The organism is Polyangiaceae bacterium, from assembly GCA_015075635.1.
In the GTDB taxonomy this organism is placed as follows: domain Bacteria; phylum Myxococcota_A; class Polyangia; order Polyangiales; family Polyangiaceae; genus JADJKB01.
The window spans coordinates 330,663-356,603 of sequence record JABTUA010000002.1 but is presented as its reverse complement, the minus strand read 5'-3'; the positions used below and the strand labels follow the sequence as shown (position 1 = coordinate 356,603).

At 70.1% G+C, this 25,941-nt stretch carries 24 protein-coding genes and 1 pseudogene; 16 read left to right on the top strand and 9 right to left on the bottom strand.

Translation table 11 applies throughout. The features are described from left to right. Positions 1–21: 21 nt before the first annotated feature. Complete coding sequence (locus tag HS104_17875; protein MBE7481833.1) at positions 22–1,890, bottom strand: sel1 repeat family protein; 1,869 nt, start codon at positions 1,888–1,890, stop codon at positions 22–24. A gap of 87 nt (positions 1,891–1,977) precedes the next feature. Between HS104_17875 and HS104_17870 the strand changes: the two genes are divergently transcribed. Further along, positions 1,978–2,511, top strand: a complete 534-nt coding sequence (locus HS104_17870) for a (2Fe-2S)-binding protein (protein ID MBE7481832.1) — start codon at positions 1,978–1,980, stop codon at positions 2,509–2,511. A 3-nt stretch (positions 2,512–2,514) separates the two neighbouring features. Here HS104_17870 and HS104_17865 read toward each other — a convergent pair whose 3' ends face one another. The 3 genes from HS104_17865 to HS104_17855 are packed head-to-tail and all read right to left on the bottom strand — an operon-like array spanning position 2,515 to position 4,512. Next, complete coding sequence (locus HS104_17865; GenBank protein MBE7481831.1) at positions 2,515–3,153, bottom strand: hypothetical protein; 639 nt, start codon at positions 3,151–3,153, stop codon at positions 2,515–2,517. Positions 3,154–3,166: 13 nt separating this feature from the next. Next, the gene (locus HS104_17860; GenBank protein MBE7481830.1) at positions 3,167–4,363 is read right to left on the bottom strand and encodes a hypothetical protein; all 1,197 of its coding nucleotides are present in this window, start codon (positions 4,361–4,363) and stop codon (positions 3,167–3,169) included. 8 nt (positions 4,364–4,371) lie between these two features. After that, positions 4,372–4,512 (bottom strand): hypothetical protein, encoded by a 141-nt coding sequence (locus HS104_17855; GenBank protein MBE7481829.1) that lies wholly within the window; start codon positions 4,510–4,512, stop codon positions 4,372–4,374. A 103-nt stretch (positions 4,513–4,615) separates the two neighbouring features. On the opposite strand from HS104_17855, the gene HS104_17850 reads away from it, so the two are divergent. After that, entirely contained in the window at positions 4,616–5,626 is a 1,011-nt protein-coding gene (locus HS104_17850) for a Spy/CpxP family protein refolding chaperone (protein ID MBE7481828.1), read from the top strand. Between the two features lie 4 nt (positions 5,627–5,630). On the opposite strand, the gene HS104_17845 is transcribed toward HS104_17850, so the two are convergent. Further along, positions 5,631–5,879: a hypothetical protein gene (locus HS104_17845; protein ID MBE7481827.1), complete on the bottom strand. Its 249-nt coding sequence runs from the start codon at positions 5,877–5,879 to the stop codon at positions 5,631–5,633. Positions 5,880–6,075: 196 nt separating this feature from the next. On the opposite strand from HS104_17845, the pseudogene HS104_17840 reads away from it, so the two are divergent. After that, positions 6,076–6,267 (top strand): annotated as a pseudogene (locus tag HS104_17840) (Resuscitation-promoting factor RpfA). An 84-nt stretch (positions 6,268–6,351) separates the two neighbouring features. Here HS104_17840 and HS104_17835 read toward each other — a convergent pair. Beyond that, entirely contained in the window at positions 6,352–7,011 is a 660-nt protein-coding gene (locus tag HS104_17835; protein MBE7481826.1) for a DUF4291 domain-containing protein, read from the bottom strand. A gap of 35 nt (positions 7,012–7,046) precedes the next feature. Here HS104_17835 and HS104_17830 point away from each other — a divergent pair, with 35 nt between their 5' ends. From HS104_17830 to HS104_17815, 4 genes are all read left to right on the top strand, one after another. Beyond that, the gene (locus tag HS104_17830; protein MBE7481825.1) at positions 7,047–7,826 is read left to right on the top strand and encodes an NUDIX domain-containing protein; all 780 of its coding nucleotides are present in this window, start codon (positions 7,047–7,049) and stop codon (positions 7,824–7,826) included. Positions 7,827–7,843: 17 nt separating this feature from the next. After that, positions 7,844–8,863, top strand: a complete 1,020-nt coding sequence (locus HS104_17825) for a band 7 protein (GenBank protein ID MBE7481824.1) — start codon at positions 7,844–7,846, stop codon at positions 8,861–8,863. An 8-nt stretch (positions 8,864–8,871) separates the two neighbouring features. Beyond that, positions 8,872–9,768 carry an NAD(+)/NADH kinase gene (locus HS104_17820; GenBank protein ID MBE7481823.1) on the top strand — a complete coding sequence of 299 codons (897 nt, stop codon included), beginning with the start codon at positions 8,872–8,874 and terminating at the stop codon, positions 9,766–9,768. A gap of 120 nt (positions 9,769–9,888) precedes the next feature. Beyond that, positions 9,889–11,241, top strand: a complete 1,353-nt coding sequence (locus tag HS104_17815) for a DNRLRE domain-containing protein (GenBank protein ID MBE7481822.1) — start codon at positions 9,889–9,891, stop codon at positions 11,239–11,241. A gap of 42 nt (positions 11,242–11,283) precedes the next feature. On the opposite strand, the gene HS104_17810 is transcribed toward HS104_17815, so the two are convergent. Continuing rightward, the gene (locus tag HS104_17810; GenBank protein ID MBE7481821.1) at positions 11,284–12,495 is read right to left on the bottom strand and encodes a serine/threonine protein kinase; all 1,212 of its coding nucleotides are present in this window, start codon (positions 12,493–12,495) and stop codon (positions 11,284–11,286) included. Positions 12,496–12,612: 117 nt separating this feature from the next. Here HS104_17810 and HS104_17805 point away from each other — a divergent pair, with 117 nt between their 5' ends. Further along, the gene (locus HS104_17805) at positions 12,613–13,383 is read left to right on the top strand and encodes a class II aldolase/adducin family protein (protein MBE7481820.1); all 771 of its coding nucleotides are present in this window, start codon (positions 12,613–12,615) and stop codon (positions 13,381–13,383) included. A 223-nt stretch (positions 13,384–13,606) separates the two neighbouring features. Here the strand turns inward: HS104_17805 and HS104_17800 are convergent, their stop codons facing one another. Then, entirely contained in the window at positions 13,607–14,965 is a 1,359-nt protein-coding gene (locus tag HS104_17800) for a hypothetical protein (protein ID MBE7481819.1), read from the bottom strand. Between the two features lie 93 nt (positions 14,966–15,058). Between HS104_17800 and HS104_17795 the strand changes: the two genes are divergently transcribed. Together HS104_17795 and HS104_17790 are read left to right on the top strand one after the other, a co-directional pair. Continuing rightward, positions 15,059–15,277: a hypothetical protein gene (locus HS104_17795; protein ID MBE7481818.1), complete on the top strand. Its 219-nt coding sequence runs from the start codon at positions 15,059–15,061 to the stop codon at positions 15,275–15,277. Between the two features lie 100 nt (positions 15,278–15,377). Then, the gene (locus tag HS104_17790) at positions 15,378–17,366 is read left to right on the top strand and encodes an amidohydrolase family protein (protein MBE7481817.1); all 1,989 of its coding nucleotides are present in this window, start codon (positions 15,378–15,380) and stop codon (positions 17,364–17,366) included. A 9-nt stretch (positions 17,367–17,375) separates the two neighbouring features. On the opposite strand, the gene HS104_17785 is transcribed toward HS104_17790, so the two are convergent. Further along, positions 17,376–18,455: a hypothetical protein gene (locus tag HS104_17785; GenBank protein MBE7481816.1), complete on the bottom strand. Its 1,080-nt coding sequence runs from the start codon at positions 18,453–18,455 to the stop codon at positions 17,376–17,378. Between the two features lie 324 nt (positions 18,456–18,779). Here HS104_17785 and HS104_17780 point away from each other — a divergent pair, with 324 nt between their 5' ends. The 6 genes from HS104_17780 to HS104_17755 all read left to right on the top strand — a co-directional run bounded on the left by HS104_17780 (position 18,780) and on the right by HS104_17755 (position 25,931). Then, positions 18,780–19,862, top strand: a complete 1,083-nt coding sequence (locus tag HS104_17780) for a peptidoglycan DD-metalloendopeptidase family protein (GenBank protein ID MBE7481815.1) — start codon at positions 18,780–18,782, stop codon at positions 19,860–19,862. Positions 19,863–20,034: 172 nt separating this feature from the next. Beyond that, positions 20,035–20,601 (top strand): hypothetical protein, encoded by a 567-nt coding sequence (locus tag HS104_17775; protein MBE7481814.1) that lies wholly within the window; start codon positions 20,035–20,037, stop codon positions 20,599–20,601. A gap of 578 nt (positions 20,602–21,179) precedes the next feature. After that, positions 21,180–23,540, top strand: coding sequence for a molybdopterin-dependent oxidoreductase (locus HS104_17770; protein MBE7481813.1), 2,361 nt, complete (start codon positions 21,180–21,182; stop codon positions 23,538–23,540). A gap of 4 nt (positions 23,541–23,544) precedes the next feature. Further along, complete coding sequence (locus HS104_17765) at positions 23,545–24,561, top strand: FAD binding domain-containing protein (protein ID MBE7481812.1); 1,017 nt, start codon at positions 23,545–23,547, stop codon at positions 24,559–24,561. Beyond that, a complete protein-coding gene (locus HS104_17760; GenBank protein MBE7481811.1) occupies positions 24,561–25,304 on the top strand; it encodes a DUF922 domain-containing Zn-dependent protease in 744 nt (247 codons plus the stop codon). Before HS104_17765 ends, HS104_17760 begins: the two co-directional genes overlap by 1 nt. A gap of 51 nt (positions 25,305–25,355) precedes the next feature. Next, entirely contained in the window at positions 25,356–25,931 is a 576-nt protein-coding gene (locus tag HS104_17755) for a hypothetical protein (protein ID MBE7481810.1), read from the top strand. The last annotated feature ends 10 nt before the right edge of the window (positions 25,932–25,941 follow it).

Sequence of the window (25,941 nt, the reverse complement as noted above, 5' to 3'; positions counted from 1 at the left end):
CTCGGCTTGACCGATCTCAAGTCACGGCGCCTTGGGCGGCCGGGCCTTCTCGAAGGCCTCGGCGAGGACGCAGCCGAGCGGGTCCTTGTACTTGCAGGCATCTCGGAGGTGGTCGATGGCGGGCTTGCGTTTGCCCATGCCGAACTCTGCGATGCCGAGGAAGGTGCAAGCGCGGCCCTCCTTGGTCTCGCACTGCGGCTTCATGGTCGAGATGGTGTGGATCAGACCCGCGGGCTCGGGCTCCTTCACGCTGCTGAACAGCACCTCCGACGCGACGCAGGCGATGACCTCCGTGCCGGTCCCGCTCTGGCACGCGCGGGCGAGCAGGGCCTTGGCCTTGTCCGGATCGCGCTTCAGATCCTTCGCGCCGGTCGTGTAGAGGAGCCCGCTGCGGAAACACTGCCCGGGGTCCAGCCGGCAGCCCCGCTCGTAGAGCGCGAGCGCGAGCTTCGGGTCGGGGGACACGGACTGCCCGAGCTCGATCTTGTAGCCTGCGTTGCCGCAGGCGGGGGCGTCCCCGCCGAAGCAGGCGCGACGCCCGTACTCGAGCGCCTTCTTGTCGTCGCGGGGCACCGCCGCGCCGCCGCCCCCGGCGTAGAGGAAGCCAGCGTTCGTGCAAGCCTGGAAGCTGCCTCCCTCGCAGCCCCGGACGAAGAGCTTCAACGCTCGGGCCGCGTCCTTCGGCCCCGCCTGTCCCTTCAGCGCCGCGTAGCCCGCCGCGTCGCAGGCGCGTGCGCTGCCCGCCGTGCAGGCCTTCTCCATCAGCGTCATCGCCTTCGCCGGATCGCGATCCTTGCCGTACAGGTAGCGGATGCCGAGGTTCGCGCAGCCGTTGGCGTAGCCCGCGTTGCAGGACTTCTCGAAGGCGGCGTGGGCCTTCTCGGGGTTGGGTGGGCCCAGCTTGCCCGCGAGGATCAGCGAGCCCAGGCGATCGCAGCTCGTCGCGTCGCCCCTGCCGCACTGCGCTTCGCAGTCCTTGCCGTCCGTCGGCTGGCAGGCGTGCGGGCGATCGGCGCCACCCTTCTTGCACGCCCCGCCGGAGAAGACGAAACCGGGCGGGCATCCCTCGACCGCCTCGGCCTTCACCTCCGGCTCTTCCTTCGCGGCGGGCGTGGCGGCCTCCTTCTTGCCGCTCCCTTGCTTGGCGATGGGCTCGAGCTCCAGCCGCAGGATCGCCGCGCACTGGCTCGGCGGCTTGGACTCCTCACCCGTGGCGCCGTCGCAGGCCGAGAGCTTGCCGTCGGTGGTGGCGACGTCCTTGGCGCTCGAGCTCTCGCCGCTCGTCCCGGCACCGAAAATCTCGACCGCGGCGGCCGCCTTGGCCCGGGTGCCCGTCTTCATCGCGAAGGCGCCGACCAGGATGGCGCGCACGTAGTGCGACGCTCCGTCACAGTTGCCCTCGAGCTCGTCCTTCGTGACGTCGTTCCAGGTCGTGCGCCGCTTGCCGACCATGGCCAGGGCGATGTCGAGGGTCGTGCCCTTGGAGAACTCGCCGCCGATCTTGCCGACGATGCCCAGACCTCCGAGCGGGAGCGAAGCTTGCACGTCGTCCGCCGTCTCCAGCCGGACCACGTCCGTCTTCACCTGCACCGGCAGGTAGCCGTAGTTGCCGGTCACCTTGCAGCGCTTCAGCAGGCGGAGCCCCTTGTCGTCCCAGGCCACGACCGCGATCCCGTCGTGGATGGCTTCCTCCAGATCAGCGCGCTGCTCCGCCTTCCAGTCTACGACCAGTGGGCTCGCCGGACCATCGACCGCAGGGATGCTGGTGCGACCCGTGGCCTCGGCGGCGGTGGGCTGCTCCGGCCGCATCGCCTCGTGGTGGGCGCCGCCGCCGCAGCCGATCGGAGCGAGCAGGCCCAGTACCGGGAGTCCTCCCCGAAGGTTCCTCATGGGCTGCGTCGTAACAGGCTCCTCGGCCCACGCCAAGCGCGCACGAGTTGACGCCCCGGCCGCGCCGCATCACGAAACCTCCGGAGCATGCCCCGCCTGCGCAGCCTGAAGCTCGACGTGAACGGCGACACCGTGGAGGTGGCCGCGCCGGAGCACTGGACCTTGCTCGAGGTCCTGCGCTACTCGCTCGGGCTCACCGGCAGCAAGCAGGGCTGTGACAAGGGCGACTGCGGCGCGTGCACGGTGCTGATGAACGGCGAGCCGGTGCTCGCCTGCCTCACGCTCGCGGCTACGGCCGAGGGCAAGAAGATCGTCACAATCGAGGGACTGACGCCGCTGCACAAGAAGGCCGGCGGTAGCGGCGTCGACCCCGTACAAGACGCCTTCGATCGCTCGGGCGCGCTCCAGTGCGGGTTCTGCCAGCCGGGCATGATCCTGTCGGCCAAGGCCTTGCTCGGCAAGAACGCTCGACCGACGCGCGACGAGATCAAGCAGGCGCTGTCCGGGAATCTCTGCCGCTGCACCGGCTACACGCAGATCCTGGAGGCGGTGGAGCTCGCAGCGGCGGAGGCGTGCGGCGAGAGCCACCCGGGTCCGACCTGGCGTCGCTTCGGCGGCTGACGCTCACCAGTCCATGCAGGCGATGCTCAGGCAGGGGCGCGGGTTGGCGAAGCGCTCCTGCTCGAGCAGCTCCTGCAAGCGCGCCCAGCCCTGCTCGCCGAGCAGGCCCGTGAGCCACGTCTCCACGTCCTTGCGCCGGGCCTGGTAGAAGTCCATGTGCTCCTTCTGCCGCACGGCGAAGGCCTTGGCCTGCTCGCTCGAGCCTTCGCAGCCGTAGAAGAAGCCGAAGGAGTCCTCGAGCTCGAAGAGCTTCTTGGCGACGAGCGCCCACTTGTCCTCGCAGGCGGTCATGCTGCACTTCGGCGCCATGCTCTCGATCTCGTCGAGCACGCCGTGAGCGCGGGTCATGCGCGCCACGAGGTTCTCGTAGTTGCTCCGGGCCGTCTCGCTGATCCCCGCCGGGATCTCCAGGGAAGGCAGGTTGCCTCGCGGGCGCGGGCCCGCTTCCCGAGTTGGGAGCGTCGCCGCGTCGGGGTCCACCCCGGCGTCCTCGGCCTCGCCCTCCGGCACCGCGACGACCGGACCCTGCGCCGTCTCCGCGGGCGCTCCGCCCTTCTGGCAGCTCCCGAGCGCGGCCAGCGTCGAGCCCAGGAACAAGGCGCGGCGGCGCAGCACCGCGGCGCGGTCGTCGGTCGGGCTCATGGCGCTCAGGATATCAGAACAGAAAGTCCAGCATGGCGTTGAAGCGATTCTCCGGCATGCCCGGGAAGCGTTCGTCGCGCACCACGGCGAAGCGATAGCGAAGACCCAGGTCGAGCCCGAGCAGACGCACTCCGAGCTCGGGCGTGAGCGCGTGGAGCTTCGCCAGGTCTTCGAGCGCCACGCCCTGATAGGCGAGCCCCCAGCGCACGATGCCCCAGCGCTGCCGGTAGTAGAGCCGGACCTCGTGAACCCGCGCGAACTCGGCCGTGCGTTGATCGAGCACGAAGTGGGCCTCGTACATCGGCCCGAGCTCGAGCTCGCCGGACTCGAGGGGGAAGCGCGTCTCGGCGCCGAGCTGCGCCAAGAAGCCGCGCTTCTCGTTCCGGCCTTCGTTCCAAGCGTAGCCCGCGAGCAGCCAGATCTGCAGCCAGTCCACGTCCGGCGAGAGCCGCTGGTAGCCGGAGGAGACGCTCCATGCCGTCGCGTCGCCACCCACGACCTCCCAGGCCGTGCGCTTCACGCGCAATGCATCGAGCTGGTAATGGTGGCGGACCCGTTTCGGGAAGCCGCGGAACGCTAGGGCGCCGGAGAAGCTCCCGCGGCGCTCCAGCACCTCGCCGCTCTCGGCCCAGCGCAGGCGCGTCGCGGCGCCGAGCGGCAGCGCGATGAACGCGTCCTTGTCGATCTTCGGCCCCACCGGCGCCAGCTCGAGCTCGAGGTCGACGCTCCGGTACGGCACGAGCTGGAGCTCCGCCAGATCCGACGGCTCCAGCTCCGAGCGCTTCGCGAGCAGGCTGTCGAACGAGAGGTGCACGCCGGTGTCGTCGGGCTCCACGGAGGACCAGAACCAGGTGTTCTTCCACGCCAGGTCGGTGACCGTCTCGTTCACGTCGGGCACGCGCAAGACGTCCGCCCAGAGCTTGCTGCGCGCGACGTCGTAGCGGCCGAAGAACACGCCCAGATCGACGCCGAACCGGCCGCCGTAGGCCACACGTCGCTGCACGGCGTCCGTGGTCGGGTCGGCGAGCTGCGCGCCTACCAAAAACGCGGCCAGCGTCTCACCGTCGCAGTAGCCGAGGCAGTCCGAGAAACCCTCGGCCCGGCTGCGCGTGCGATCGTAGAAGTCGTCGAGCGTGGGGCGGGGTTCGGCGCGCGCGAGGACGGTGCCGAAGAGCGCGGCGAGCAGGAGAGTGAGCGGGCGGGGGTGCATGAAGCCCGTCATCCGAGCGGCGGCCCGTGGAGCCAGCCGACCAGCGCGGTGCGCGCTCGTTCCCCGCGTTCCATCCGCACCAGCTCCTCGCACTGCTCCCGGGACAGGAACGGTTGGCTGACGACGACGATGGATGGATTCGACTGCATCAGCCGGCCGATGATAGCGGCTCGGAGCGGCCGACTCGACCCCGTTGCGACGGCGCGGCGTGTGTGCTCTCGTCCCGGCGTGGGGCCGCGCACACACCGGTCGATGACACTTGCGCTCCTGTTGGGGCTCCCGCTCGCCTGCGACAAGGGCACGAAGCCGGAGGCCGGCGCAGCGAGTGCCAGCGCCGCGGTCGGCGCCTCGGCGCCGCTGGTGGATTTCGAGGCGCCGCTGCCGTCGGCCAGCGCGGCGGCTTCCGCGGCGCCGGCGCCTTCGGGCTCCGCCGCCGCTGCAGCCGAGAAACCCCGGCCGGTCCAGCGCCGCGGCCTGGTCGGCGAGCTCTTCACCCGCGCGCAGCGCCTGGACCTGTCCGACGAGCAGAAGAGCAAGCTCGACGCCATCGAGGAGAAGCTCTGGACGCCTCCGCCGGAAGAAGAGGACACGAAGGCCGCGCTGAAGGAGCTCTTCGCGGCGGTGCTCGACGGAGTGAAGACGGGGCGCATCGTCGAGACCAAGCTGAGCCCGCACTACGCGACGCTGGAGCGCATCGCCAAGGCCCGGCACGAGGCCGAGGCGGCTGCGCTGAACGAGCTTCACGCCCTGCTCGAACCCGAGCAGAGAAAGGACCTGGCCGACGCGCTCCGCCAGAAGTACCCGAGCGCCGCGGAGAAGGCCGCCAAGGAGGCCAAGGCGCCGAAGAAGCCACCGAAGCCGCCAACGGCCGCCGACAAGGCCAAGCAGAGCGACCGCGCCAAACGCCGGCAGGCCCGCGTGACCTCGCTGCTCGGGCTCGACGAGGCGCAGCAGAAGCGCGTCGCGCCGGTCTTGGCGCGCTTCGAGACGGAGTCACGCAACAAGGCGGTGCGCGAGGCGCAGGCCAAGCGCATGCGCGCGCTGGCCGCCGCCTTCGAGAAAGACACCTTCGACGCCACCAAGCTCGACCTGGGCCGGGGCCCGCGGGCGCGCATGGCGGACCGCGTGGCCTACATCTCGTCGCTCCTGGCCATCCTGAAGGTCGAGCAGCGCGACAAGCTGGCCCGCACCCTCGAGCGGCCCACCGCCAAGCGCTGGGGCGCAGCCATCGTCGGCGACGCCGCTCCGATCGAAGACGATTAGTCGCCTACGTGCACTGCCCGTTCGAGCACGTCCCGCTCTTGCAGTCCGAGGCGAAGAAGCAGGGCGTTCCCGGGCCGCCCGGATCCGAGCACAGGTCGGTCTTGGAGTTGCAGAGCCCGCTCTGACACTCCGGGTTGAAGTTGCAGGGCGTGCCGTTCGGCGCAGGCACGGCGCACAGGTCGGTCTTGGAGTTGCAGAGCCCGCTCTGACACTCGCTGCCGAAGTTGCACGGGCTCCCGAGCGGGGCCGGCACGGCGCATTGGTCGGTCTTTGAGTTGCAGAGCCCGCTCTGGCACTCGCTGCCGAAGTTACACGGTCCGCCCAGGGGCAGCGGAGGCTGGCAGGTGTCGAGCTTGGAGTTGCAGACCAGCGGCTTGCACTCGCTGTTCGAGGAACACTTGGTGCCTTGCAGCCCGCCGCCGCCACCGCTGCCGCCGCTGGGCACTCCGCCCGCGCCGCCGGAGCTCGCGCCGCCGGAGCTCGCGCCGCCGGAGCTCGCGCCGCCGGAGCTCGCGCCGCCGGAGCTCGCGCCGCCGGAGCTCGCGCCACCCGAGCTCGCGCCGCCGCTCGCCGCCCCGGCGCTGCCTCCCGGCGCGCCCGCCGCGCCGCCGCTTCCCGCCGCGCCCCCGGAGCTCGCGCCGTAGAGCCCGTCGTTCTTGTCGCCGCCACACGCGACGGCCGCCAACCCGAGGAACCAGAGAGAGCGCGCTCGCATGTACGCGAGCCTAGCAGCCCCCGGATCCCGCCGCATCCACGCCCAGCCGGCGCGCCACCCCAGGGTCGGCGATTGGATAGACACGCTCCTCCGGGACCAGAAGGCCATCGAGGTCGTGGGCCCGTACGCGCGCGTGCTGCTCGCGCACGAACGGCGTCAGATCCTCGATGCCACGGATCCACTCGCGACCGTAGAGCGCGAGCACGCTGCCGCGGAGCCCGAGCTGGACCGCGCGGCGCTCCAGCGGTTTGGCGTACGGATCGTGATCCGGATCCCACTGCAGGCGCACCTCGCCCCGGGAGAGCTCGTGCTGCCAGTCTTCGCGGCTCGCGTGCGATCCGGGGCGGAAGCTCGACTCCACTGCTTCGGCCAGGATGCGGTCGAAGCCCGCCCGCTCGAGGTGGACGGCGAGCACGCGCTCCTGTCCCTCCTTCGTGGCCCAGCCTGCGCGGTACATCATCCAGAGGAACCCGGGCTTGATCCAGCTCATGCGCGAGTAGCTGAACTCACCGCCGAAGCGCTGATGCTCGAGCGCGAAGTCCGCGATCGCCGGGCGGTACGCTTGGTACACCGTGACCGTGTCCTGGTCGTAGGCGGCCAACACCTGACGGCCGGCGACCGGCCAGCGCCGGGCCTGGTCCGAGTAGGGGAGGAGAGGGCGCCTTGACATAACTACACTCTGCATATATGCTTGTCGCATATAACATGGCATCGCGCAAGCCCCGAGGAACTGCCCCTGAAAGGCCCGAGCCCGAGAGCGAGGCCGAGTTCCTCAGCCGCTACGATCCGAGCGAGTTCGAGCACCCTTCGGTGACCGTGGACGTGGCCTTGCTCACGGTGCGGGGCGAGCGCCTGCACACGCTCCTGGTGCGTCGCGCCGAGCACCCGCACCGCGGTCGACACGCGCTTCCAGGCGGCTTCGTCGGCATGCGCGAATCCCTGGAGGCGGCCGCGCGCCGCGTGCTCCTCGCCAAGGCGGGGCTCTCGCGAGTCTTCACCGAGCAGCTCTACACCTTCGGCGATCCGAACCGCGACCCGCGCACGCGGGTCATCAGCGTGACGTACATCGCGCTGGTCGAGCCCGAGCGCTTCGCGGAGTCGCCGTCGCTACGCGAAGGCGTGAGGATCGCGGCGCTCGACGTGCCGTGGGAGGGAGAGACCGGTGGACCGGTGAACGCGGTCGGGGACGACGGCAAGGAGCTGTCGCTCGCGTTCGATCACGACGACATCCTGGGTATGGCGGTGAAGCGCGTGCGTGGGAAGCTGGGCTACACCCCCATCGGGTTCCAGCTGTTGCCGGAGACCTTCACGCTGCTCGAGCTTCAGACGGTGCACGAAGCCGTGCTCGGACGCAGCCTGAACAAGGACTCGTTCCGGCGGAAGATCTTGGCCTCGGGGCAGCTCGAGGCCACGGGCGAGCGGCAAGCCGACGTCGGACATCGCCCGGCGGAGCTGTATCGGTTCGTGAAGAGGTCGGCGCTCTGAGCCAGAGGAGCAGGTAGATGGCAGAGGTCAGGAACTTCGTCGTGGTCAGGCACCTCCGGAGCGAGCTCAGCCAGTGGGTGCTCGCCCACCGCGGGGGGCGCCTGCGCCGGAGCGGGCGCGGCCTCTCGTTCTGGTACCTCCCGCTCTCCACCAGCATCGCCGAGGTGCCCATGGACGATCGCGAGCTGCCCTTCCTGTTCCACGGCAAGAGCTCCGACTTCCAGGACGTCACCGCGCAGGGTGTGATCACGTTCCGCGTCGTGGACGCTGTGCGCCTAGCCGAGCGCGTGGACTTCAGCATCGACCTCGGCACGGGCGCCTGGACGGCGCGCCCGCTGGACGTGCTGTCGACGCTGCTCACGGGGCTCGCGGAGCAGCTCGCGCTCTCGGTGCTGGCAAGGGCGCCCATCCGCGACCTGGTGGCTGCGGGTGCGGAGCGCGTGCGCGAGGTCGTGGGCGAGGGCCTCGACGCCGACGAAGGACTGTCCGCGATGGGGCTCGAGGTGGTCACGATCCGGGTCAGCGTGGTGCAGCCGACGGCGGAGCTGCAACGCGCCATGGAGGCGCCCGCGCGCGAGCGCATCCAGCAGGAGGCGGACGACGCCGGCTTCGAGCGCCGCGCCCGCGCGGTGGAGAAGGAGCGGGCCATCCAGGAGAACGAGCTCCAGAACCGCATCGAGCTGGCGCGCCGCGAGGAGGAGCTGATCCGCCAGAGCGGCCTGAACGAGCGACGCCGCAGGGAGGAGGACGTCGCCGCCAAACGCCTCGACGCCGAGGGCGCCGCGGAGCGCGCGCGCATCCGCTCGAGCGCGGACGCCGAGTCCATCCGCCTGATCGAGACGGCCAAGGTCGAGACCGAGCGCGAGCGCCTGGAGACCTACCGCACGCTGCCGCCCGCGGTGATCGCGGCCCTCGCCGCGCAGGCGCTGGCGCAGAAGATCGAGCGCATCGACCACGTCAACGTCACGCCCGAGCTGCTCGGCCCCATGCTCAGCGACCTGGTGCGCGCGGGCACGGCGCGGCTCGGCGGAAAGTGAGCGGGCGCATGTCCGTGGTGAAGCCCCGCGTCGTGCTGATCTCTCGTCCCACCGAGTACGAGCTCCTGCTCGCGCGCCACGGGACGCGAGGTCAGGCGGGCTTCTTCTTGCAGACGCGAGGCCAGCACATCGACGAGGTCGAGGCCCGCCACCAGGCCTTCACGCGGGCGCTCGAGCTGGTCTCGGGCGCCATCCCTGCCGACCTTCGCCGCACGCGCGTCACGCGCCGCGACCTCGATCGCTTCGTGTTCGAGCCCGACGACGTGGTGATGGTGCTGGGGCAGGACGGTCTGGTGGCCAACACGGCGAAGTACCTGAGCGGCCAGCCGGTGATCGGCCTGAACCCGGACCGCACGCACCACGACGGAGTGCTGGTGCCGCACGCGCCGGACCGAGCCGGCCGCCTGCTCGGGGCGGTGCTCGCCGGTCGGGCGGAGCTCGAGCTCCGCACCATGGTGCAGGCCGAGCTCGACGACGGCCAGCGGCTGCTCGCGCTGAACGAGATCTACGTCGGGCACCGCAGCCACCAGTCGTCGCGCTATCGCGTGACCTTCGCCGACGCGAGCGAGCACCAGTCCTCGTCCGGCGTCATCTTCGCGACGGGCACCGGCGCCACGGGCTGGGCCCGATCCATCTCGCGCGAGCGGCGGGAGAGCTTCGAGCTTCCGCGCCCCAGCGAGCGGCGCCTGTGCTTCTTCGTGCGCGAGGCCTTCCCCAGCGTGGCCACCGGCACCGAGCTCACCCAGGGCCTGATCGAGTCGGGCGCTCGCGTCGAGATCGTCTCGGAGATGAGCGAAGGCGGCGTGCTCTTCGGCGACGGGATCGAGAGCGACGCGGCCGAGCTGTCGTGGGGCATGCGCGCTCGGATCGGCGTGGCGGAGGTCGTGCTCCGGCTGGTCCGGTAGCACGTGCGCTCGCGGCAGTTCGTCCGCTGCGACAATTTTCCGCGCGCGGTGCGCCTGGTTCGCGCTGCGCCCAGCGCGCCGGCTCCGCCACGGCGCAGCGTGGAGTGCTACGCTGCACGAATGGTGCGAATCGGGGCAAGAGGCATCGTGTCGGTCTCGCTGGGGTTGTGCGCGCTCGCGCCGGGGCGCGCGCAGGCGGCTCCGGTGTGCGGCAGCGTCGCGGACTTCAACAACGCGATGGCGAACGCCGCGGCGACCTCCGACGACGTCACCCTGACCTTCGACGTGGTCGGCGTGAACCCCGCCGATTTCCACAACGGCAAGGGCTCGCTGGCGCAGATGCGCAACACCAGCTGCAACGGAGGCGCGCAGGACGCGACCATCAAGGTCTACGGCACCTCCGACCCGCTGAACACGGCGCACCCGCCGGGCACGCTGAAGATGGAGTACGGCAACCAGTGCTGCGGCGCCGGCAGCTGCGGCGAGAAGTGGGCGGATCCGAACGCGTCGGCCGTGATCTTCACGGACGGCAGCGAGCAGTGCAAGGTCACGATGTGGGTCAAGCCGGCCTCCGTCGGCTACAAGCTGGAGTGCGGCGCGGGCACGTTCGACGCCGTCGGCGACAACGACGAGAAGAACGTGGTCGACCAGATCGCGGTGCTCGAGTATCTGCTCGTGGGGGGTGGCAAAACCTGGGAGCTGTCGAACGCGCAGGCCAGCAACGTGTCGGTGTGCTGGGTGGCTGCGGGCACGCCGGTGTCGTCGATGGACGTGCCGGTCGCCGAGGACGTGACCGTGGGGCCCAGCTTCGCGAGCACGGTGTTCCCGGACGTGGGTGATCTGGCCGTGGAGGCCGGCGACAACCAAGCGTACCTGAAGTTCGTGGTGCCGCCGAGCGCCGGCAAGGTCACGAGCGCACGCCTGTTCATGCACACGCGTACCGAGTCCTTCGCGAACGGCGCGGGCGGCGAGGTCTACGCGGTCCCGAGCAACCAGTGGTCCGAGACGACCCTCACCTGGAACGCGCGGCCGCCCACCGCGGGCGCGTCGCTCGGGCGCATCGGGCCGGCGGGGGTGGACGAGACGGTGTCCTTGGATCTGGGGAGCGCGATCACCGGACCTGGGACCTACAGCTTCGCGGTAGTGTCGCCCGTCACGGACACGAACGGCACCCACTTCTTCTCCAAGGAAGGCTCGGCGACCGCTGCGCCGTACCTGAAGCTGAGCTACGAGGGCGCGGATGGCGGCGTGACCGGCGGCGCGGGAGGCGCCGACGCGGGCGCCATCGGAGGCAGCGGCGGGGCGATCGGCAGCGGCGGCTCGCCCGGCGTCACCCCGGACGTCGAGAACGACGAAGAACCCGCCTCGGGCTGCGCGTGCAGCGCACGTCCTCAGGGCCAGGGTTGGCAGCTCGCGGCGCTCGGGCTCCTGCTCTTCGGCCTGCGCCGGCGCCGGGGCGGCGCGAGCCGCTGAGCAGCAGTACGTGCAGGTGATGCTCTCGGCATCTCCGCATCCTCAGCGCGTCGCCGTGGCGCTCGGCGCCGGTGCGGATCCCTTGGTTCTCAACGTCACGCCGACGATCACCGCGGCGAGCACCACCACGCCGAGCACGAGCGCCAGCAGCGCTGCGACACCCGCGAGCACCGCGAGGGTGGGCGGCGGCAGCCCGGGCTGCGGCGGCCGGGTCGGACGCTCGGCGGCGGCCGCCGGCTGACGGCGCGTGGCGGGCTCCTCGGACACCGGCACGGCCCGACGGGCGTCGAGCTCCGGGCTCGAGTCCTCGGAGAGGCGGATGACCCGCGTCGGTGGCTCCGGCTCGGAGGGCACGATGGGGCTCGACAGCGCACCGGAGAGCTCGAGGTCGAGCTTGGGGCTCGCCGCGTTCCCGCCCAGGACTCGCGCGGCGACTCGGCGCAGCTCGTGCTGCATGCTCCTCGCGTCCGCGAAGCGCTCGCGCTTGTCCCACGCCAGCGCCTTGTCCACCAGCACCACCACGTCGGGATCCAGATCCGGCAAGACGCTCCCGAGCGAGCGCGCGGGTGTCGTCGCCGCCAGCACCATCGACTCGTCAGCTGTCTTGGCCTGCTGCACGTGCTGGCCGCAGAGCAAAGTGAACAGCGTGGCTCCGACGCCCCAAAGGTCGGTCTGGTGATCGATGGCCTGCGTCATCCCGCGCGCCTGCTCTGGAGCGAGGAAGCCGGGCGTGCCCAGCATCGCACCCACCATGGTCAGGCTGGTGTTCTGCTGCGCCGACTGGAGGCGGGCGATGCCGAAGTCCAGGACCTTGACCACGCCTTCGGAGGTGAGGAACAAGTTCTCCGGCTTCACGTCGCGGTGGATGATGCCTTGCTCGTGCGCAGCGGCCAGAACGTCGAGCACCTGATCGGCGATCCCCAAGACCTCCGGCAGCGGGACGAACCCGCCCAGCCGCTCGCGGCGCGCCTCGACGTTCTCTCCGTGCAGGAGCTCCATGACCAGGAAGGGGCAGCCGCTCTCGGTCGTGTCGTCGTCGAAGACGGTGACCGCGCCGCGGTGTTTGACCCGGTTGGCGACGTAACCCTCGCGCTGGAAGCGCTTCTTGATGCCCTGGTCGTTGGAGACCTCGGCGTGCAGCACCTTGACGGCGACCTCGTTGCCGTTGCGGTGGGTGGCCTTGTAGACGGCGGCCATCGCCCCGACCCCGATCAAGGCGTCGATGGTCCAGCGCTCCCGGAGCACCGTCCCCACGCGCCTCTCCGCTTGTCGAACCAGGTGGTCCATCTCGAACGAGCGGACCACTCTAACATCCCGGTTCCAACGCGGTCTCGCCGGCCCGGTCGATTGCCTGGTAGCATCCGCCGCCCGATGTTCCGCCAGCCCGAAACCGCGCTGCGCCGCGCGCTCCTCAGCTTCGCGCGGCTCACCTACGAGCGGCACCTGCTCGTGGGGCTCGACGGCAACCTGAGCGTGAAGCTCGGGGACGCTGCCGTGCTCTGCACCCGAGCCGGCTGTCACAAGGGCATGCTGGCGGACGACGACCTGGTGGTCATCGACCGCACCGGGCGCAAGCTGCGAGGGCGCGGCGAGCCGACCAGCGAGATGGCGATGCACCTGGCGTGCTACGACGCGCGGCCGGACGTGGAGGCGGTGGTCCACGCCCATCCGCCCACTTGCGTCGCGTTCACCGTGGCAGGCGTCTCCATGGCGCAGTGCGTGTTGCCCGAGGTGGTGCTGACCATCGGCAGCATCCCCACTCTGGAGTACCAGCGCACCGGCACCGAGGCGCTGGCGCGGCTCGTCGGCGACGCGGTTCACTCCCACGACGCGGTGATGATGGACCGCCACGGCGCGGTGTGCGTCGGGCGCGATCTGCTCGAGGCCTTCTGCCGGCTCGAGACCATGGAGCACACCGCCAAGGTGCTGCTCGCGGCGCGCCAGCTCGGGCAGGTGCGCGAGCTGCCGGCGCACGAAGCCGCGAGCCTGCGCGCGCTGGGCCTCGCGCGCTACGGCGGTCCGCCCAGCGCCTTGCCGGGCCACTGCCAGAGCTGCTCCGGTTGTGGCCGGCCTTCGGCGGAGGGGCTGGCGAAGGCCGCGGGCTTCAGCGTGGCGCGCATCACCGGCGGCGGTAGCGCCTAGGGGGTGTCCCTAGTTCGGTGTGCGACCGAGCGGCTCGATTCGCGCCGCTCGGCGGTCAGCCGAGCCCCGGAATCACTTGAACAGTCTGGTCATGATCAGATCTCGATCCGAAAGTGAGGCGTGAGTGCGAAGACCGGCCGGGGCCGGCGCCCGCCGTTTCGACCGAACGGAAGCGTCGCGTGGCGCTTACTGCCGCCAGCGGAGCGCGAATTAGGGACACCCACTAGTCCAGCACCAGGTTGCGCACGCCCGCGAGCTGCCCGCCTTGGTACCCCCGGAGCGTCACCAGCTTGCCCTGCCACTCGGTGGGCTCCGCGCTGGCGAAGAACGTGTCACCGTCGCTCGGCGCGACGCTCACCGCCTGGCCGTCGAAGGAGAGCTCGAAGCCGTCGATGTCGTCGCCCTGGAGTCGAAGCCCGCCGGCGTCTCTCTTCACCCTGAGCTCGGCCCCCGCGGTCGGCTGCAGGAAGAACGGAGCAACGGCGGCGCTGCCGATCACCCCCAGGATCTTCTCGGCCAAAGTGGCGAGCACCGCTTGCGACGACGAGTCTCCGGGATCGGGCACGGCAGCGGCGAGCAGAAAACGACGACCGTCGGCGGCCTCGATCACGCCGTGGTCGAGCGAATCGGAGCCCGGCACCCAGCCGGGCTTGTGGCAAATGCTCGCGCCTGGCCCGAGCGCGGCGCTCACCCCTTTGGCGAAGAACGAGGGCGTCGCCTTGCACAAAGCGTCGTCGAGCACGATCAGGTCAGCCGGGGCCAAGTCGAAGCGTTCGCCGGCCGGGATCAGCTCGCGGAGCACGACACGCCGCACGGCCTCGGTCAGCTCGAACAGGTTCGCGCAGTTGTTCTTGCCGCTAGCGCACGGATAGCTTCCGGTCGCCGCTCGCGGCGGGATCACCTTCACGTTCCCGCCCTCTGTCAGCGTGTATCCGGGCGGGTTCTTCACCTCGAAGCCGGCGTAGGCGGCCTTGATCGTCGTCTCGGGAAAGCCTCGCTCGGGCGACAGCCACACGGCGTTCAGCTGATCGAAGCCCGCGATGCGGATGGTGCGGTCGTAGTCCTCGTTGGAGCTGATGCGGATGGCGCGATCCACGATGGCGTTGACCGTGTCCGAGAAGCCGCTGTCCCACTTGACGGTCGCGGCGCCGCTGAAGCCCTGGCTCCCGACCCAGTCGAGAGCCGCCAGCGACGACAAGAGCTTGACGGTGGACGCCGGCCAGAACGACTGCGCGAAGGCGCCGCCGCCGTAGTCGAAGTAGGCGTAGGCGAGCCCCAGCGCGTTCTCCTGGACGAGTGCCGCGTAGGCTTCGGTGCCCGCAGGCGGGGTGTAGCCCATGCTCGGCGCGAGCGTGCTCGAATCCAGGACTCGCGCGACCTGCTCGTCCCAGCGCCAGGGTGGCGGCTTGCCGTCGTCGCCGAGCACCACGCGCGGAGCGTCCACACCTGCGTCGGGCACGCTCGGTGCGTCCGAGCCAGCGTCGATCGAAGGGCCCGCGTCGCCAGGTTCGGACACCGCGTCGCTCGAGTCACCGCAGCCGAGCGCGAGCGGCAGCAGCAGGACGGCGGCGAGCGAGCGCATCGGTCGTTTCGAGCAGGATACACGCATCAAGCAAAACTTGCGCAGGCGGTCGTACACCAGGTCGCTATGCTGACCGGAGCGTGAGGTGCGGCCATGTCGGATGACGCCAAGGTGAAGCTCGAGACCCTGCGCTGCCGGCGCACCGGTCAGATGTTCTCGACGGCGGAGCACGCGACCTGCCCCTACTGCACGGCGGACGCTGCGACGATCGCGAAGACCGGCAAGTACGAGCAGTTCTGCGACTACCAGGCCGGCGTCGATCCGGTCCACTTTGGCTTCCCCGACGAAGCGACGCGCAACAAGAGCGGCTGAGCGGGCGAAGCGCTCGAGGTTGGCGGCCAGTATCGCGGACTTCAGGGCTGCGCGGGAACGCTGGCTTGCCTCGGCTCCGAAGTCGAGCTTTCCTCAGGCTATGCGGCGCGCCATTTTCCTCCCGATCGCCTTGCTCGGTTTCGTGGTCTTGCCGAGCTGTGGCAGCGACGGCTCGTCCGGTGGCGGAGGCGGCACCGGCGGCGGCGGCAACTTCGGCAACGTCGGCAACACCGGCGGGGGTGGCACAGGAGGCAACGGCGGTACGGGCGGTCTCGCCGGCAGCGCCGGGCTGGCAGGTAGCGGCGGCGTCGCGGGCGGCACGGGTGGAGTTGCTGGCGCGGCGGGCGGTGGCGGGGCGCCGAGCGGCGGTGGGACCGGCGGCGGTGGAACGGGCGGTAGCGGCAACGTCGGGGGCGACGCCACGATCATCCCCGGCGCCACGAACCGCTTCCTCTTGATCGGGACGGTGGTCACCCCCGACACGACCTACGACGGCCAGGTGCTGGTCGAGAGCGACACCATCACCTGCGCGGCGCCGGGCACGACGTGCGCGGGCCAGAGCGGCGCGACGGGCGCGACGGTCATCGACACCAACGGCATCATCGCCCCAGGTCTGATCGACACGCACAACCACATCCTCTTCGACATCTTCGACAACGACGATTGGGTGCCGCAGATCCCCGCGAACTGCTCCAGCGCGGCCAACTGCGCCACGGGTTACTGCTCCGGGGGGAAGTGCGACTGCGTCGACAACGTGTGTCGCTACAAGAACCACAACCAGTGGCCCGCCGAAGCCGAGTACGGCCTGATGCTCGACTACAAGCAGTGCCTGGAGGACGCCTCGCAGGGCAAACCCATCTGGTGCCCTCAGACCTACGATGGCACCGGAGCCCTCGACTGCGAGATGGACAAGTGGGGAGAGCTGAAGGGGATGATCGCCGGGACCACGTCGATCGTGGGCCTGCCTGGCACCTCGAGCGCCTGCTTCGCGTCGCTGTCCCGGTCAATCGACGTCACTCAGAACGACCTCCCGGGCGACAAGATCCAGACCAGCGCGATCTTCCCGCCGTCCGCGTCCAGCGCCAACGGCGTCTGCGCCAACTTCACCAGCGGCGCCACGGACGCGTACCTGATCCACGTCGGAGAGGGCGTGGACAGCGTCGCGTTGAACGAGTTTTCGACGCTGAACACGGTCACCGATCCGGACGGCTGCCTGCTGGCGCCGAAGACCACCATCACCCACGGCACGGCGTTCACCGCCACCCAGTTCCAGACCATGGCCTCGGCTGGGATGAAGCTCACCTGGTCGCCCGCCTCCAACGTCGCGCTCTACGGTAAGACGACGGACATCCCGGCCGCGATGGCCGCCGGCGTCACCGTCGCGCTGGGGCCCGATTGGTCGATGGGAGGCAGCCAGAACATGCTCGACGAGCTGCGCTTCGCCGACAACTGGGACAACACGCGCTGGGGCGACAAGATCACCACCAAGCAGATCGTGCAGATGGCCACCAAGAACGGCGCGTCTGCGCTGGGCCTCAGCGCCGTGCTCGGCAGCATCGCGCCGAACCTGAAGGCGGACCTGTTCGTCGTGGGCGGAGACGTCACCAAGCCCTACGACGCGATCGTGGCCGCGCGGCCCAAGGACGTGCGGCTGGTGATGGTGGGCGGCGTGCCGCTCTTCGGTGACGACCAGCTCAAGGCGGCCGGCCCTGCCAATCCCGGCTGCGAGACCCAGGACATCTGTGGTCGCTCGAAGTTCCTGTGTGTGGCGGAGCCCAGCAGCGCGAGCAAGCTGAACCAGACCTACGCCCAGATCAAGACGGCGCTCGACAACGCGCTCGTGGATCTCGACAATATCGCCGAGCTTCCTGCGAGCAGCTGCTCGCAGGCGTGCAGCGCGAGCCAGGGCTGCTTCAAGCGCACGTCCGTGGCCCAGGTGGCGGCCAGCGCGTGCACCCCGGCGTGCGGCGCGGGCCAGGCTTGTTTCCAGACCAGCACCTCGGCCGTCGGCTGTCTGAGCGTGAACGCTTGCGCGCCGAAGAAGACGAAGACCTTCACGCCGGTCGCCCCGGTCGTGAAGTGTAACTAGAGCATGCGTCTAACGCGCGAGCGCCATCGGCGCTCGGAGCTCGACGCCGGCGAAGCTCCGGACTCTCTCGACGGAAGCCTCCAGCGCGAACGACTCCACGCCCGCTTCGGTGGCCACCCACGCTCGCCGTCCGCCGCGCTCCACGAGCAGGTTTCGAGGCACCCATTCCTCGGCTCGGGCGAGCGTCGCTCCGAGCTCCGCGCAGCGCGTGGTCGCGCCCGGTGAAGTCGGGACCACGGCCAGCCGGTCGAGCGCCGCGCCGGTGACGGTGACCAGCGCGCCACCCGAAGCGTCCACGCCGACTGAGCGCGGCACGCCGAGCCCGCAGCTGCCAGGGACCGGCCGGAAGCTCCCGGACCCGAGGCTGCCGGCGGTCTCCAGACTCGCGACCGCGAACCCCTCCGGTTCGTCCCCTCGCCTCAGGAGCCACGCGCGCTCGCCGGCCCTGGCCAAGAGAGCGGCGCGCTCGGGCGCCGAGCGAGGCAGGGCGAGCTCGGCGCTGGCCCAGCCCGCGGCGAAGCCGCTGACCCGGTAGACGAGATCCGCGTGCGCTGCACGCCTGAGCGCGAGCACGGAGTCCGCGTCGGGCTCCGCGACGAGCAACGGCTGTGGCAGCGCCCCGCTCGTGCCGACCACGCCAAGGTCGTCGTCGAGCTCGTGCCAGTCGCTGCCGACCTCCCCTCCGATCACCAGCACGCGCGCGGGTGACGCGATTACGCGAACCTCCCCGGGGAAGACATCGGAGCTCGCCTCGTGGGTGAAGTCGGTGCCGTCGAACGCGAGCGCGTGAACGCGACTGCCCTCGACGTCGAATCCCTCGGCGCCCGTCACCAGCACGCGCCGGGTTCGCTCGTCCCACTCGAGATCGACGATCTCGAAGCCGAGGGGCCGGCGCGCCAGCTCGCGCCCCGTGGCGGGGTCGAAGGCGACGAGCTCGCCGGATGCGTGGCGGGCAAATCCGGTGGGCGGGAGCGGCTCCGAGCGCGCGCCGACCTCGACTTGGACGCCGGCGTCGGGCACGCCGTTCTGCGAGGGGCCGCTGGAGCACGCGATGACGGTGAGCGAGAGGAGGAAGAGCTTCGTGGACACGAGCCGGGGCAATTGCATCCGGCGTGCCCGCGGCGTCCGCCCCGATTTTAGGCTTGATCATCCAGATTCGGAGGTGGCGACGGCGTTTTCGCCGCTGGCGATCGCCACTGACGCACCGGGCAGCCGATGAGGCCTCAGTTGGGCTTCGACCCGCGCCCGCCGAGAGCGCACGTCGGGTTGGCCCTGGCGTTCGATGTCGCCCCCGCGGCCACTGAAGCAAGTTGCTCGAAGCCCGGAGGCTAGCCCGAGCAAGGCGGTCGTGCGACGCTGGGCGAGCTGATGGCGGCCGAGAAGCTCACAGATCGCGTGTCATGCGATCTTCGCGTGCCACTCAGCCTGAGATTCGGGACTCTGTCTCCGCTGTCGATCCTGCTCGCCGCCGCGACCTTCGCCTGCGCGCCCGACAGACCCGCCGAACCGCCGGCGGCGGCGCGGGTCTGCCCGGCCCCGCCCGCTTGCCCGGAGCCGAAGGCCCCGGCGATCGCCGCGCTCGCCGGGGTCGATGCCGTCAGCGCCAAGGTGGTGGAGCACTTCAACGCGGGCGACGCCAAGGCGCTGTTCGCGTCGTTCGACCCACGGATGCGCGAGGCCATCCCCGAGGACAAGGCCAAGTCGGTCCGCGAGCAGCTCTTCGCGGCCAAGGGCAAGATCCTCGGTGTCGAGAAGCTCCAACAGGGCAGCTCGGAGCGCACCGGGTTGTATCGCGCTCGCGCCGAGCGCGGAGAGTGGCACCTCAGCGTCACGATCGACAGCGAAGGACGCATCGCAGGCCTGTTCTTCAAGGAGCCGCCAGCTCCGGCCCCGCCCGTGGCGAAGAGCGCCGCGGCGCTCGGCCTGCCGTTCGCGGGGCAGTGGCTGGTGGCCTGGGGCGGCGACCGCGTGGAGCTCAACCAGCACGTCGATCACCCGAGCCAGCGCCGCGCGGCCGACCTGCTCGTCGCCGACAACGCCGGCAAGACCCACCGCGGCGACGGCAAGAAGAACGAAGACTACTTCGCCTACGGCAAGGAGATCCTCGCCGTCGCCGACGGCGTGGTGCACACCGTCATCGACGGCGTGCCCGAGAACGCACCCGGCGAGATGAACCGCTACGTCGCCCCCGGCAACGAGGTGATCCTGAAGCACGCAGAAGGGTCGTTCTCGCTCTACGCGCACCTGATCCCCGGCAAGATCCGGGTCAAGGTCGGCCAGAAGGTGAAGCGCGGCGCGGTGCTGGGCTCGTGCGGGAACTCCGGCAACTCCAGCGAGCCGCACCTGCACTTCCAGCTCCAGGACGGCCCGCTGTTCGAGAAGAGCTGGGGCATCGAGCCGATCTTCCAGGACGTACCGGTCACTCGCGACGGCAAGAGCGAGGTGATGAAGGAGTACACATGGCTCAAGGGCGATCGGGTCGGCAAGGCGAAGTAGCCCGCTCCGTCCGCTAGTTGCAGGCGACCATCGCTCGGTCACCCCAGATCGAGCAGTGCCAGCCGCCCGAGCACGCGGCCTTCACACCATCGCGATTGCGTGTCCCGGCCAGGCAGCGCTCGTGCGAAGCTCGGCGGGCCGATGGGGCTCGGGGCAGATTGAGGCGGTGCTGGTGAGGACGTTGCTCGAAGTCTTTGGAGTCACCGCCCTGCTGGTCTCCTCGCTCGCGGGTTTCGTCGCGGTCTTGCGCTGGCACGACAAGAGGAGGCAGCGGATCTGGAGCGCCGCTGCCGCGCGCATGGGTGGCGAGCTTCGAGTCGAGCCGAACTGGCCCGGCGTGTCGTGCGCGATCTTGGTCGAAATCGACGGCCAACGCGTGGAGGTCCGTGCCGGGCGCAAGCACGAGGTCTTCGCCACGGCCGCCGTGCAGCATCCGGAGGGCTTCATGATGAGCATCCATCCGAAGCCGCCGAGCTGGCTCGCGAGCAAGTCGCCGGTCATGACCGGGGATCCAGTCTTCGACCTCGTCTTCGTGGTCGAGTCCTCCGACCCCGCCCTGTGTCGGGTTTGGCTCGACGACGCGCTGCGGGAGACCGTGAGCCGAGCCGGCGAAGTCTGGGTCGAGGTGCGTGGCGGGCGGGTCCTGGCGCGGAGGACGGTGTTCGATTTTCAGGAGGACGCGCTCGATCACCTGGCACGCGCGACCGCTTCGATTGCCGGCAAGGTCGCCGGAGGCTAGTCCGAGCAAGGCGATCGTTCGACGCTCGGCGAGCGCACGAGCACCATGGCTCCCAGCACACTCGATTAGTCGCCCCAGCCGTCTCGGCGACCGGTCATGCGGTCGCGGGCAGGTGGCTGGCAGGATCGGTCTACTGAGCTTGAATCGTCGGAGTCACGGGCGTGTTGTCGCAGAGTCCCGACCCGGACGGACCGACCCAGAGCTCGATGGTGGCGCCCGCAGTGAGCGCTGTCGGTGACACGGTGTGTTGCGGGTTGGTCGACGTTACGCCGGTGAAGGCGCTGGCGCGGTTGACGTAGACCTTGGAATCCGGCCCCCGGCAGATCCGACCAGCGGAAGGCGTGGTCGAGGTTGTCATGGCGCTCCGCTCAACCCGAAATTCGGGACTCTGTGGAGCTCCCACCATCACGCGGCGCGTCTGGTCTGTCTTCCAGGGAGACGAGCTGACGTCGGAGATGGCGGCGGGCGAGGCGCGGCGCACTCGCGCACGAGAGCGAAGGCCGTGCCAGGCGCGATTTCGCGGGCGCCGGTTGCCCGCTCCTTGTCACGCTCCGATCTCCGCGTTAGGGAGAGGAGCCATGTCCGCGCGCGACATCCACGGCCCGAATCCGCCCTGGGAGCAGGGTTTTTCCGTGGTCGGCAAGCCGCAGCGCAAGGCCGACGGCCTGTCCAAGGCCACCGGCGAGGCCGTCTACACCGACGACATCCAGCTGCCTGGCATGCTCCACGCCAAGACGCTCCGGAGCCCGCTCGCTCACGCGCGCATCAAGCGCATCGACGTGGCGAAGGCGCTGGCGCTGCCCGGCGTACATGGAGTGATCACCGGGCGCGACCTGCCGGAGCGCTACGGGGTCATCCCCTGGACGCAGGACGAGACGGCGCTGGCCGTGGACAAGGTGCGCTTCGTCGGCGATCCGGTGGCGGCAGTGGCGGCGGTGGACGAGGACACCGCAGTGCGCGCGCTCGACCTGATCGAGGTCGAATACGAGGAGCTGCACGCTTTCATCGAGCCGGAGGACGCCGTCGCGAACGCCGAGCCGAAGATCCACGAGGACAAGAAGAACAACGTCAGCAAGCACGTGTTGCTCGACTTCGGCGACGTGGACGGAGCCATCGCCGGCGCCGACGTGGTGGTCGAGGGCGAGTTCGGCTTTCACAGCACCACGCACGCGCCCATCGAGCCGCACTGCGCGGTGGCGCGGCTGTCGCCGGACGGCGTGCTCACGGTCTGGAGCGCCACGCAGATCACCCACTACGTGCACCGCGCCCTGGCCAAGGTGCTGGGCCTGCCGGAGCAGCAGATCCGCGTGATCCAGCCCTGCCTGGGCGGCGCCTTCGGCGGCAAGAGCGATCCCTTCAGCCTCGAGTTCTGCGTGGCCAAGCTGGCGATGCTCACCGGCCGTCCGGTCAAGATGCTCTACACCCGCGAAGAGGTCTTCTACACGCACCGCGGCCGCCACGCGATGAAGCTCCGCTACAAGACCGGCGCCAAGAAGGACGGCCGTCTGACCGGAGTGGACGCCAAGATCCTGATCGACGGCGGCGCGTACAGCTCCTTCGGCCTGGTCACCACTTACTACTCGGGCCAGCTCTTGACGGGCCCGTACGACTTTCCGACCTACCGCTTCGACTCGACGCGCGTCTTCACCAACAAGCCGCCCTGCGGGCCCAAGCGCGGTCACGGCTCGGTGCAGCCGCGCTTCGCCTTCGAGGTGCAGCTCGACGAGGTGGCGGAAGCCCTGGGCATGGACCCCATCGAGATCCGCCGCAAGAACTTCCAGGGCGCGTACACCCAGACGGTGAACGGCCAGCGCATCACCTCGAACGGTTTCCTGGAGTGCCTGGCCGCCGTCGAGGCGGCCAGCGGCTGGAAGAGCCGGCAGGGCAAGCTGCCCTACGGTCGCGGCCTGGGCGTGGCCGGCAGCATGTACATCTCGGGCACGAACTACGCCGTCTACCCGAACGAGATGCCGCAGGCCGGCATCCAGCTCAAGGTCGATCGCTCCGGCATCGTCACCGTGTTCACCGGCGGCAACGACATCGGCCAGGGCTCGAACTCCGTGGTGCGCTACATCGTGGCGGAGGAGCTGGGGATGCTGCCCGAGCACGTGCGCGTGGTGGCCGCGGACACGGACCTGTGCCCGGTGGATCTCGGCGCGTATTCGAGCCGAGTCACCTTCATGGTCGGCAACGCCACCATCGACGCTTGCCGCAAGCTGCGCTCCAGGATCGTGGAGGTCGTCGCCGGGAAGTGGGGCGTCGAGCCGGAGCGCATCTACATGGCAAGCGGCGAGGTCGTGGACCTCCGGGACCCGGAGCACAAGCTGAGCGTGCGCGAGGCCTTCCACCTGGCCGAGGCGAAGCTCGACACGCTGGGCTCCACGGGCTCGTACAACACGCCGGAGCTCGGGGGGAAGTACCGCGGCGGCACCATCGGCGCCTCGCCCGCGTACTCGTTCACCGCGCACATCGCCGAGGTCAGCGTGGACGTCGAGACTGGACGCATCCACCTGGACAAGATCTGGGTGGCCCACGACTGCGGGCGCGCGCTCAATCCCACGCTCGTGGCGGGGCAGATGGACGGCTCCGTCTACATGGGCGCGGCGGAGGCGGTGATGGAGAACCACGCGGTGGACGCTCGCGGTCTGCACACCGGACCGTCGCTGCTCGACTACCCGATCCCGACCACGCTCGACACGCCGGAGATCCAGTCGCTGATCGTGGAGAGCATCGATCCGGAGGGCCCCTACGGCGCGAAGGAAGCGGGGGAGGGCCCGCTGCACTCGGCCATCCCCGCCATCGGCAACGCCGTCTTCGACGCCATCGGCGTGCGGCTGCGAGAGCTGCCGTTCACCCCGATGAAGGTCCTCAGGGCCCTGCGCGAGCAGGCGGAGCGGGTCGAGCGGCGCCGCGAGCGCCAGGTCGCGGCGGCGGAGTGAGGCCATGCTGAGATTGCCGCAGTTCTCCGTCGAGAGCCCGACCACGCTGGACGCCGCGCTGGCCCTGCTCGCGGAGCACGCCGGACGCGCGCTGCCCATCGCCGGCGGTACGGATCTGCTCCCGAACCTCAAGCATCGCATCGCCGAGCCGGAGCTGCTGGTCTCGCTGGCGAACGTGAAGGAGCTCTACGGGATCCGCCTGGAAGACGACGGCTCGCTGGTGATCGGCGCCATGACGCCGCTCGATCAGCTAGCGAGCCACCCGGAGGTCGTGGCGCGCGCGCCGGCGCTGGCGCAGGCGGCGGGAATCGTGGCAAGCCCGCAGATCCGCCGCATGGGCACCCTGGGCGGCAACGTGATGCTCGACACGCGCTGCCGCTACATCAACCAGACGCACTTCTGGCGCCAGGCGCTGGGCTTCTGCCTGAAGAAGGACGGCAGCGTCTGCCACGTCGTGGCGGGCGGGAAGAAGTGCGTGGCCGCCGCCAGCAACGACACGGCGCCGGCGTTGATGAGCCTGGGCGGCGAGCTCCGGTTCCAGAGCGCGGCCGGCGAGCGCCGCACCAAGATCGACGAGCTCTGGAAGACCGACGGGATCTTCAACAAGCGGAGCGGGCTCGACGAGCTGCTCGTCAGCGTGCGCGTGCCCAAGCAGCACGCGGGGCACCGCGGGGCGTACGGCAAGCTGCGCGAGCGCGGCTCCTTCGACTTTCCGCAGCTCGGCATCGCCGTGCGCGTCGATCTCGACGGCGGCAGCGTCGCCGACGCGGACGTCTGCGTGGTCGCGCTCCAGGCGCGGCCGCTCCACATCAAGGACGTGGCCGCGACCCTGTCCGGCACGAAACCAGGAGAAAAGAGCTTCGCCGACGCCGTGGCCAAGGTCGCCGAGCGCGCCTACCAGCAGTGCCACCCGATGCCGAACGTCCCCGGCGATCCCGAGTACCGGCGCGAGATGGTCCCGGTGTACGTGCGGCGCACGCTGCTTGCGGCGGTGGGGCTCGGCGAGCGCCCGCTGACCTGATGTCGGAGTCGAAGAGCAACACCGGCTGCATCGTCGCCGCGATCCTGGGCGGGGTGGGCTGCCTGGGCGCGGTCTTCGTGGTCGGGGTCGCTGCCGCGCTGATGTTCGTGACCCGAGCGGCCCCGGTGCCGGTGGCCACCGCGGCGCCTCCTCCGGTCGGAACCGAAGCGCCGCCGGCCATCGAGAGCGAGCCCGAGCCGCCCGTCGATGAGCCCGACGCGGGGGACCTGCCCTCCGGCGTCAGCGTCGAGACGAAGCACGAGGACTACACCATTCGCGGCGCGAGCGCCGAGGCGCTCCGGAGCGATCTGGCTCGCCTCGGCCCGAAGGACCAGGAAGGCAGTCACCACGCGTACACGCGCTGGCACGTGCGCTGGTCGTATCCCTACGAGCGCAACGCCGGCTCGTGCGCCACGGGCAAGGTCAGCGTCTCGGTCGCGGTCACGTTCATCATGCCAAAGTGGGAGCCCCCGGCCGACGCGCCGGCCGAGCTGGTACAGCGCTGGCAGAAGTACGAGAAGGCGCTCGAGCGTCACGAGAACGGGCACAAGGAGCACGGGCTCGGCGCGGCGAGCGACGTGCTCCGAAAGCTCGAGAAGCTGGACGCCGAGCCGGATTGCGACTCCATGAACCGCGAGGCGAACGCCGCCGCGAACCGCATCGTCGAAGAGTACAAGGCCAAAGACAAAGCCTACGACAAGGAGACGCGGCACGGCGCGACCCAGGGCGCGCGGTTTCCGTGACGGTCGCGTGAGACCTGGTGGGCTGGCCTAATCGCTCGTCCACTCGCTAAGGTGGTCGTCGAGGACTTGGCCCAGGTCGGCTTCGAACCTCTGGAATGCGCTCAGACGCCGCAGGGGCGAGTAGTCTTCGATGAGCTCAGCGACGCGCAGGATGCGCAAGGGGAGATCCCGTTGCAGGCGGGCGCGTCGGCGGCCTCGGGCCTCGGACGCCACAAGGATCGCCTCTCTCAGGACTCGCTTGGGGTCGGCGGTGCTTTCCAGCCCGGACACCGGCGGCAACCCGAGGGGGACTCTGCCCGAAGGGTGGCCTGCGGCTATACGAATGGACGGCTCGTCAATCAGAAGCCAAGCCTCGGACATTCGCACTGGAATGACCGAAACTCTGGCGATGCCGCTGGCGGCACTCACGGCGGCTCTGTCAATCTCGCGATGTCGGACTTCCGGGTCCTCATTCTCAGCGTCGCGGTGAATGAGGAGGAGGTGACATGGGTACAAATCCAGCGCGTACCTCAGGCGCTGGTCCAGCGGAGTCGGATGCACCTCCGCGAATGCGAGCTCGACGAGGGTCTCCTTTCCGCGCGCGCGCAGGGCGTTTGCGATGGCCCACCGCAACGGATGGATCAGTGAACGGTCAGAC

Excerpts from the sequence above, each read along its gene's own strand:
- HS104_17765 (MBE7481812.1), top strand. The coding sequence starts at position 23,545 with ATGCTGAGATTGCCGCAGTTCTCCGTCGAGAGCCCGACCACGCTGGAC.
- HS104_17865 (MBE7481831.1), bottom strand. The coding sequence starts at position 3,153 with ATGAGCCCGACCGACGACCGCGCCGCGGTGCTGCGCCGCCGCGCCTTG.
- HS104_17800 (MBE7481819.1), bottom strand. The coding sequence starts at position 14,965 with ATGCGCTCGCTCGCCGCCGTCCTGCTGCTGCCGCTCGCGCTCGGCTGC.
- HS104_17795 (MBE7481818.1), top strand. The coding sequence starts at position 15,059 with ATGTCGGATGACGCCAAGGTGAAGCTCGAGACCCTGCGCTGCCGGCGC.
- HS104_17830 (MBE7481825.1), top strand. The coding sequence starts at position 7,047 with ATGGCATCGCGCAAGCCCCGAGGAACTGCCCCTGAAAGGCCCGAGCCC.
- HS104_17850 (MBE7481828.1), top strand. The coding sequence starts at position 4,616 with ATGACACTTGCGCTCCTGTTGGGGCTCCCGCTCGCCTGCGACAAGGGC.
- HS104_17760 (MBE7481811.1), top strand. The coding sequence starts at position 24,561 with ATGTCGGAGTCGAAGAGCAACACCGGCTGCATCGTCGCCGCGATCCTG.
- HS104_17770 (MBE7481813.1), top strand. The coding sequence starts at position 21,180 with ATGTCCGCGCGCGACATCCACGGCCCGAATCCGCCCTGGGAGCAGGGT.
- HS104_17875 (MBE7481833.1), bottom strand. The coding sequence starts at position 1,890 with ATGAGGAACCTTCGGGGAGGACTCCCGGTACTGGGCCTGCTCGCTCCG.
- HS104_17855 (MBE7481829.1), bottom strand. The coding sequence starts at position 4,512 with ATGCAGTCGAATCCATCCATCGTCGTCGTCAGCCAACCGTTCCTGTCC.
- HS104_17790 (MBE7481817.1), top strand. The coding sequence starts at position 15,378 with ATGCGGCGCGCCATTTTCCTCCCGATCGCCTTGCTCGGTTTCGTGGTC.
- HS104_17860 (MBE7481830.1), bottom strand. The coding sequence starts at position 4,363 with ATGCACCCCCGCCCGCTCACTCTCCTGCTCGCCGCGCTCTTCGGCACC.
- HS104_17805 (MBE7481820.1), top strand. The coding sequence starts at position 12,613 with ATGTTCCGCCAGCCCGAAACCGCGCTGCGCCGCGCGCTCCTCAGCTTC.
- HS104_17825 (MBE7481824.1), top strand. The coding sequence starts at position 7,844 with ATGGCAGAGGTCAGGAACTTCGTCGTGGTCAGGCACCTCCGGAGCGAG.
- HS104_17835 (MBE7481826.1), bottom strand. The coding sequence starts at position 7,011 with ATGTCAAGGCGCCCTCTCCTCCCCTACTCGGACCAGGCCCGGCGCTGG.
- HS104_17870 (MBE7481832.1), top strand. The coding sequence starts at position 1,978 with ATGCCCCGCCTGCGCAGCCTGAAGCTCGACGTGAACGGCGACACCGTG.
- HS104_17815 (MBE7481822.1), top strand. The coding sequence starts at position 9,889 with ATGGTGCGAATCGGGGCAAGAGGCATCGTGTCGGTCTCGCTGGGGTTG.
- HS104_17820 (MBE7481823.1), top strand. The coding sequence starts at position 8,872 with ATGTCCGTGGTGAAGCCCCGCGTCGTGCTGATCTCTCGTCCCACCGAG.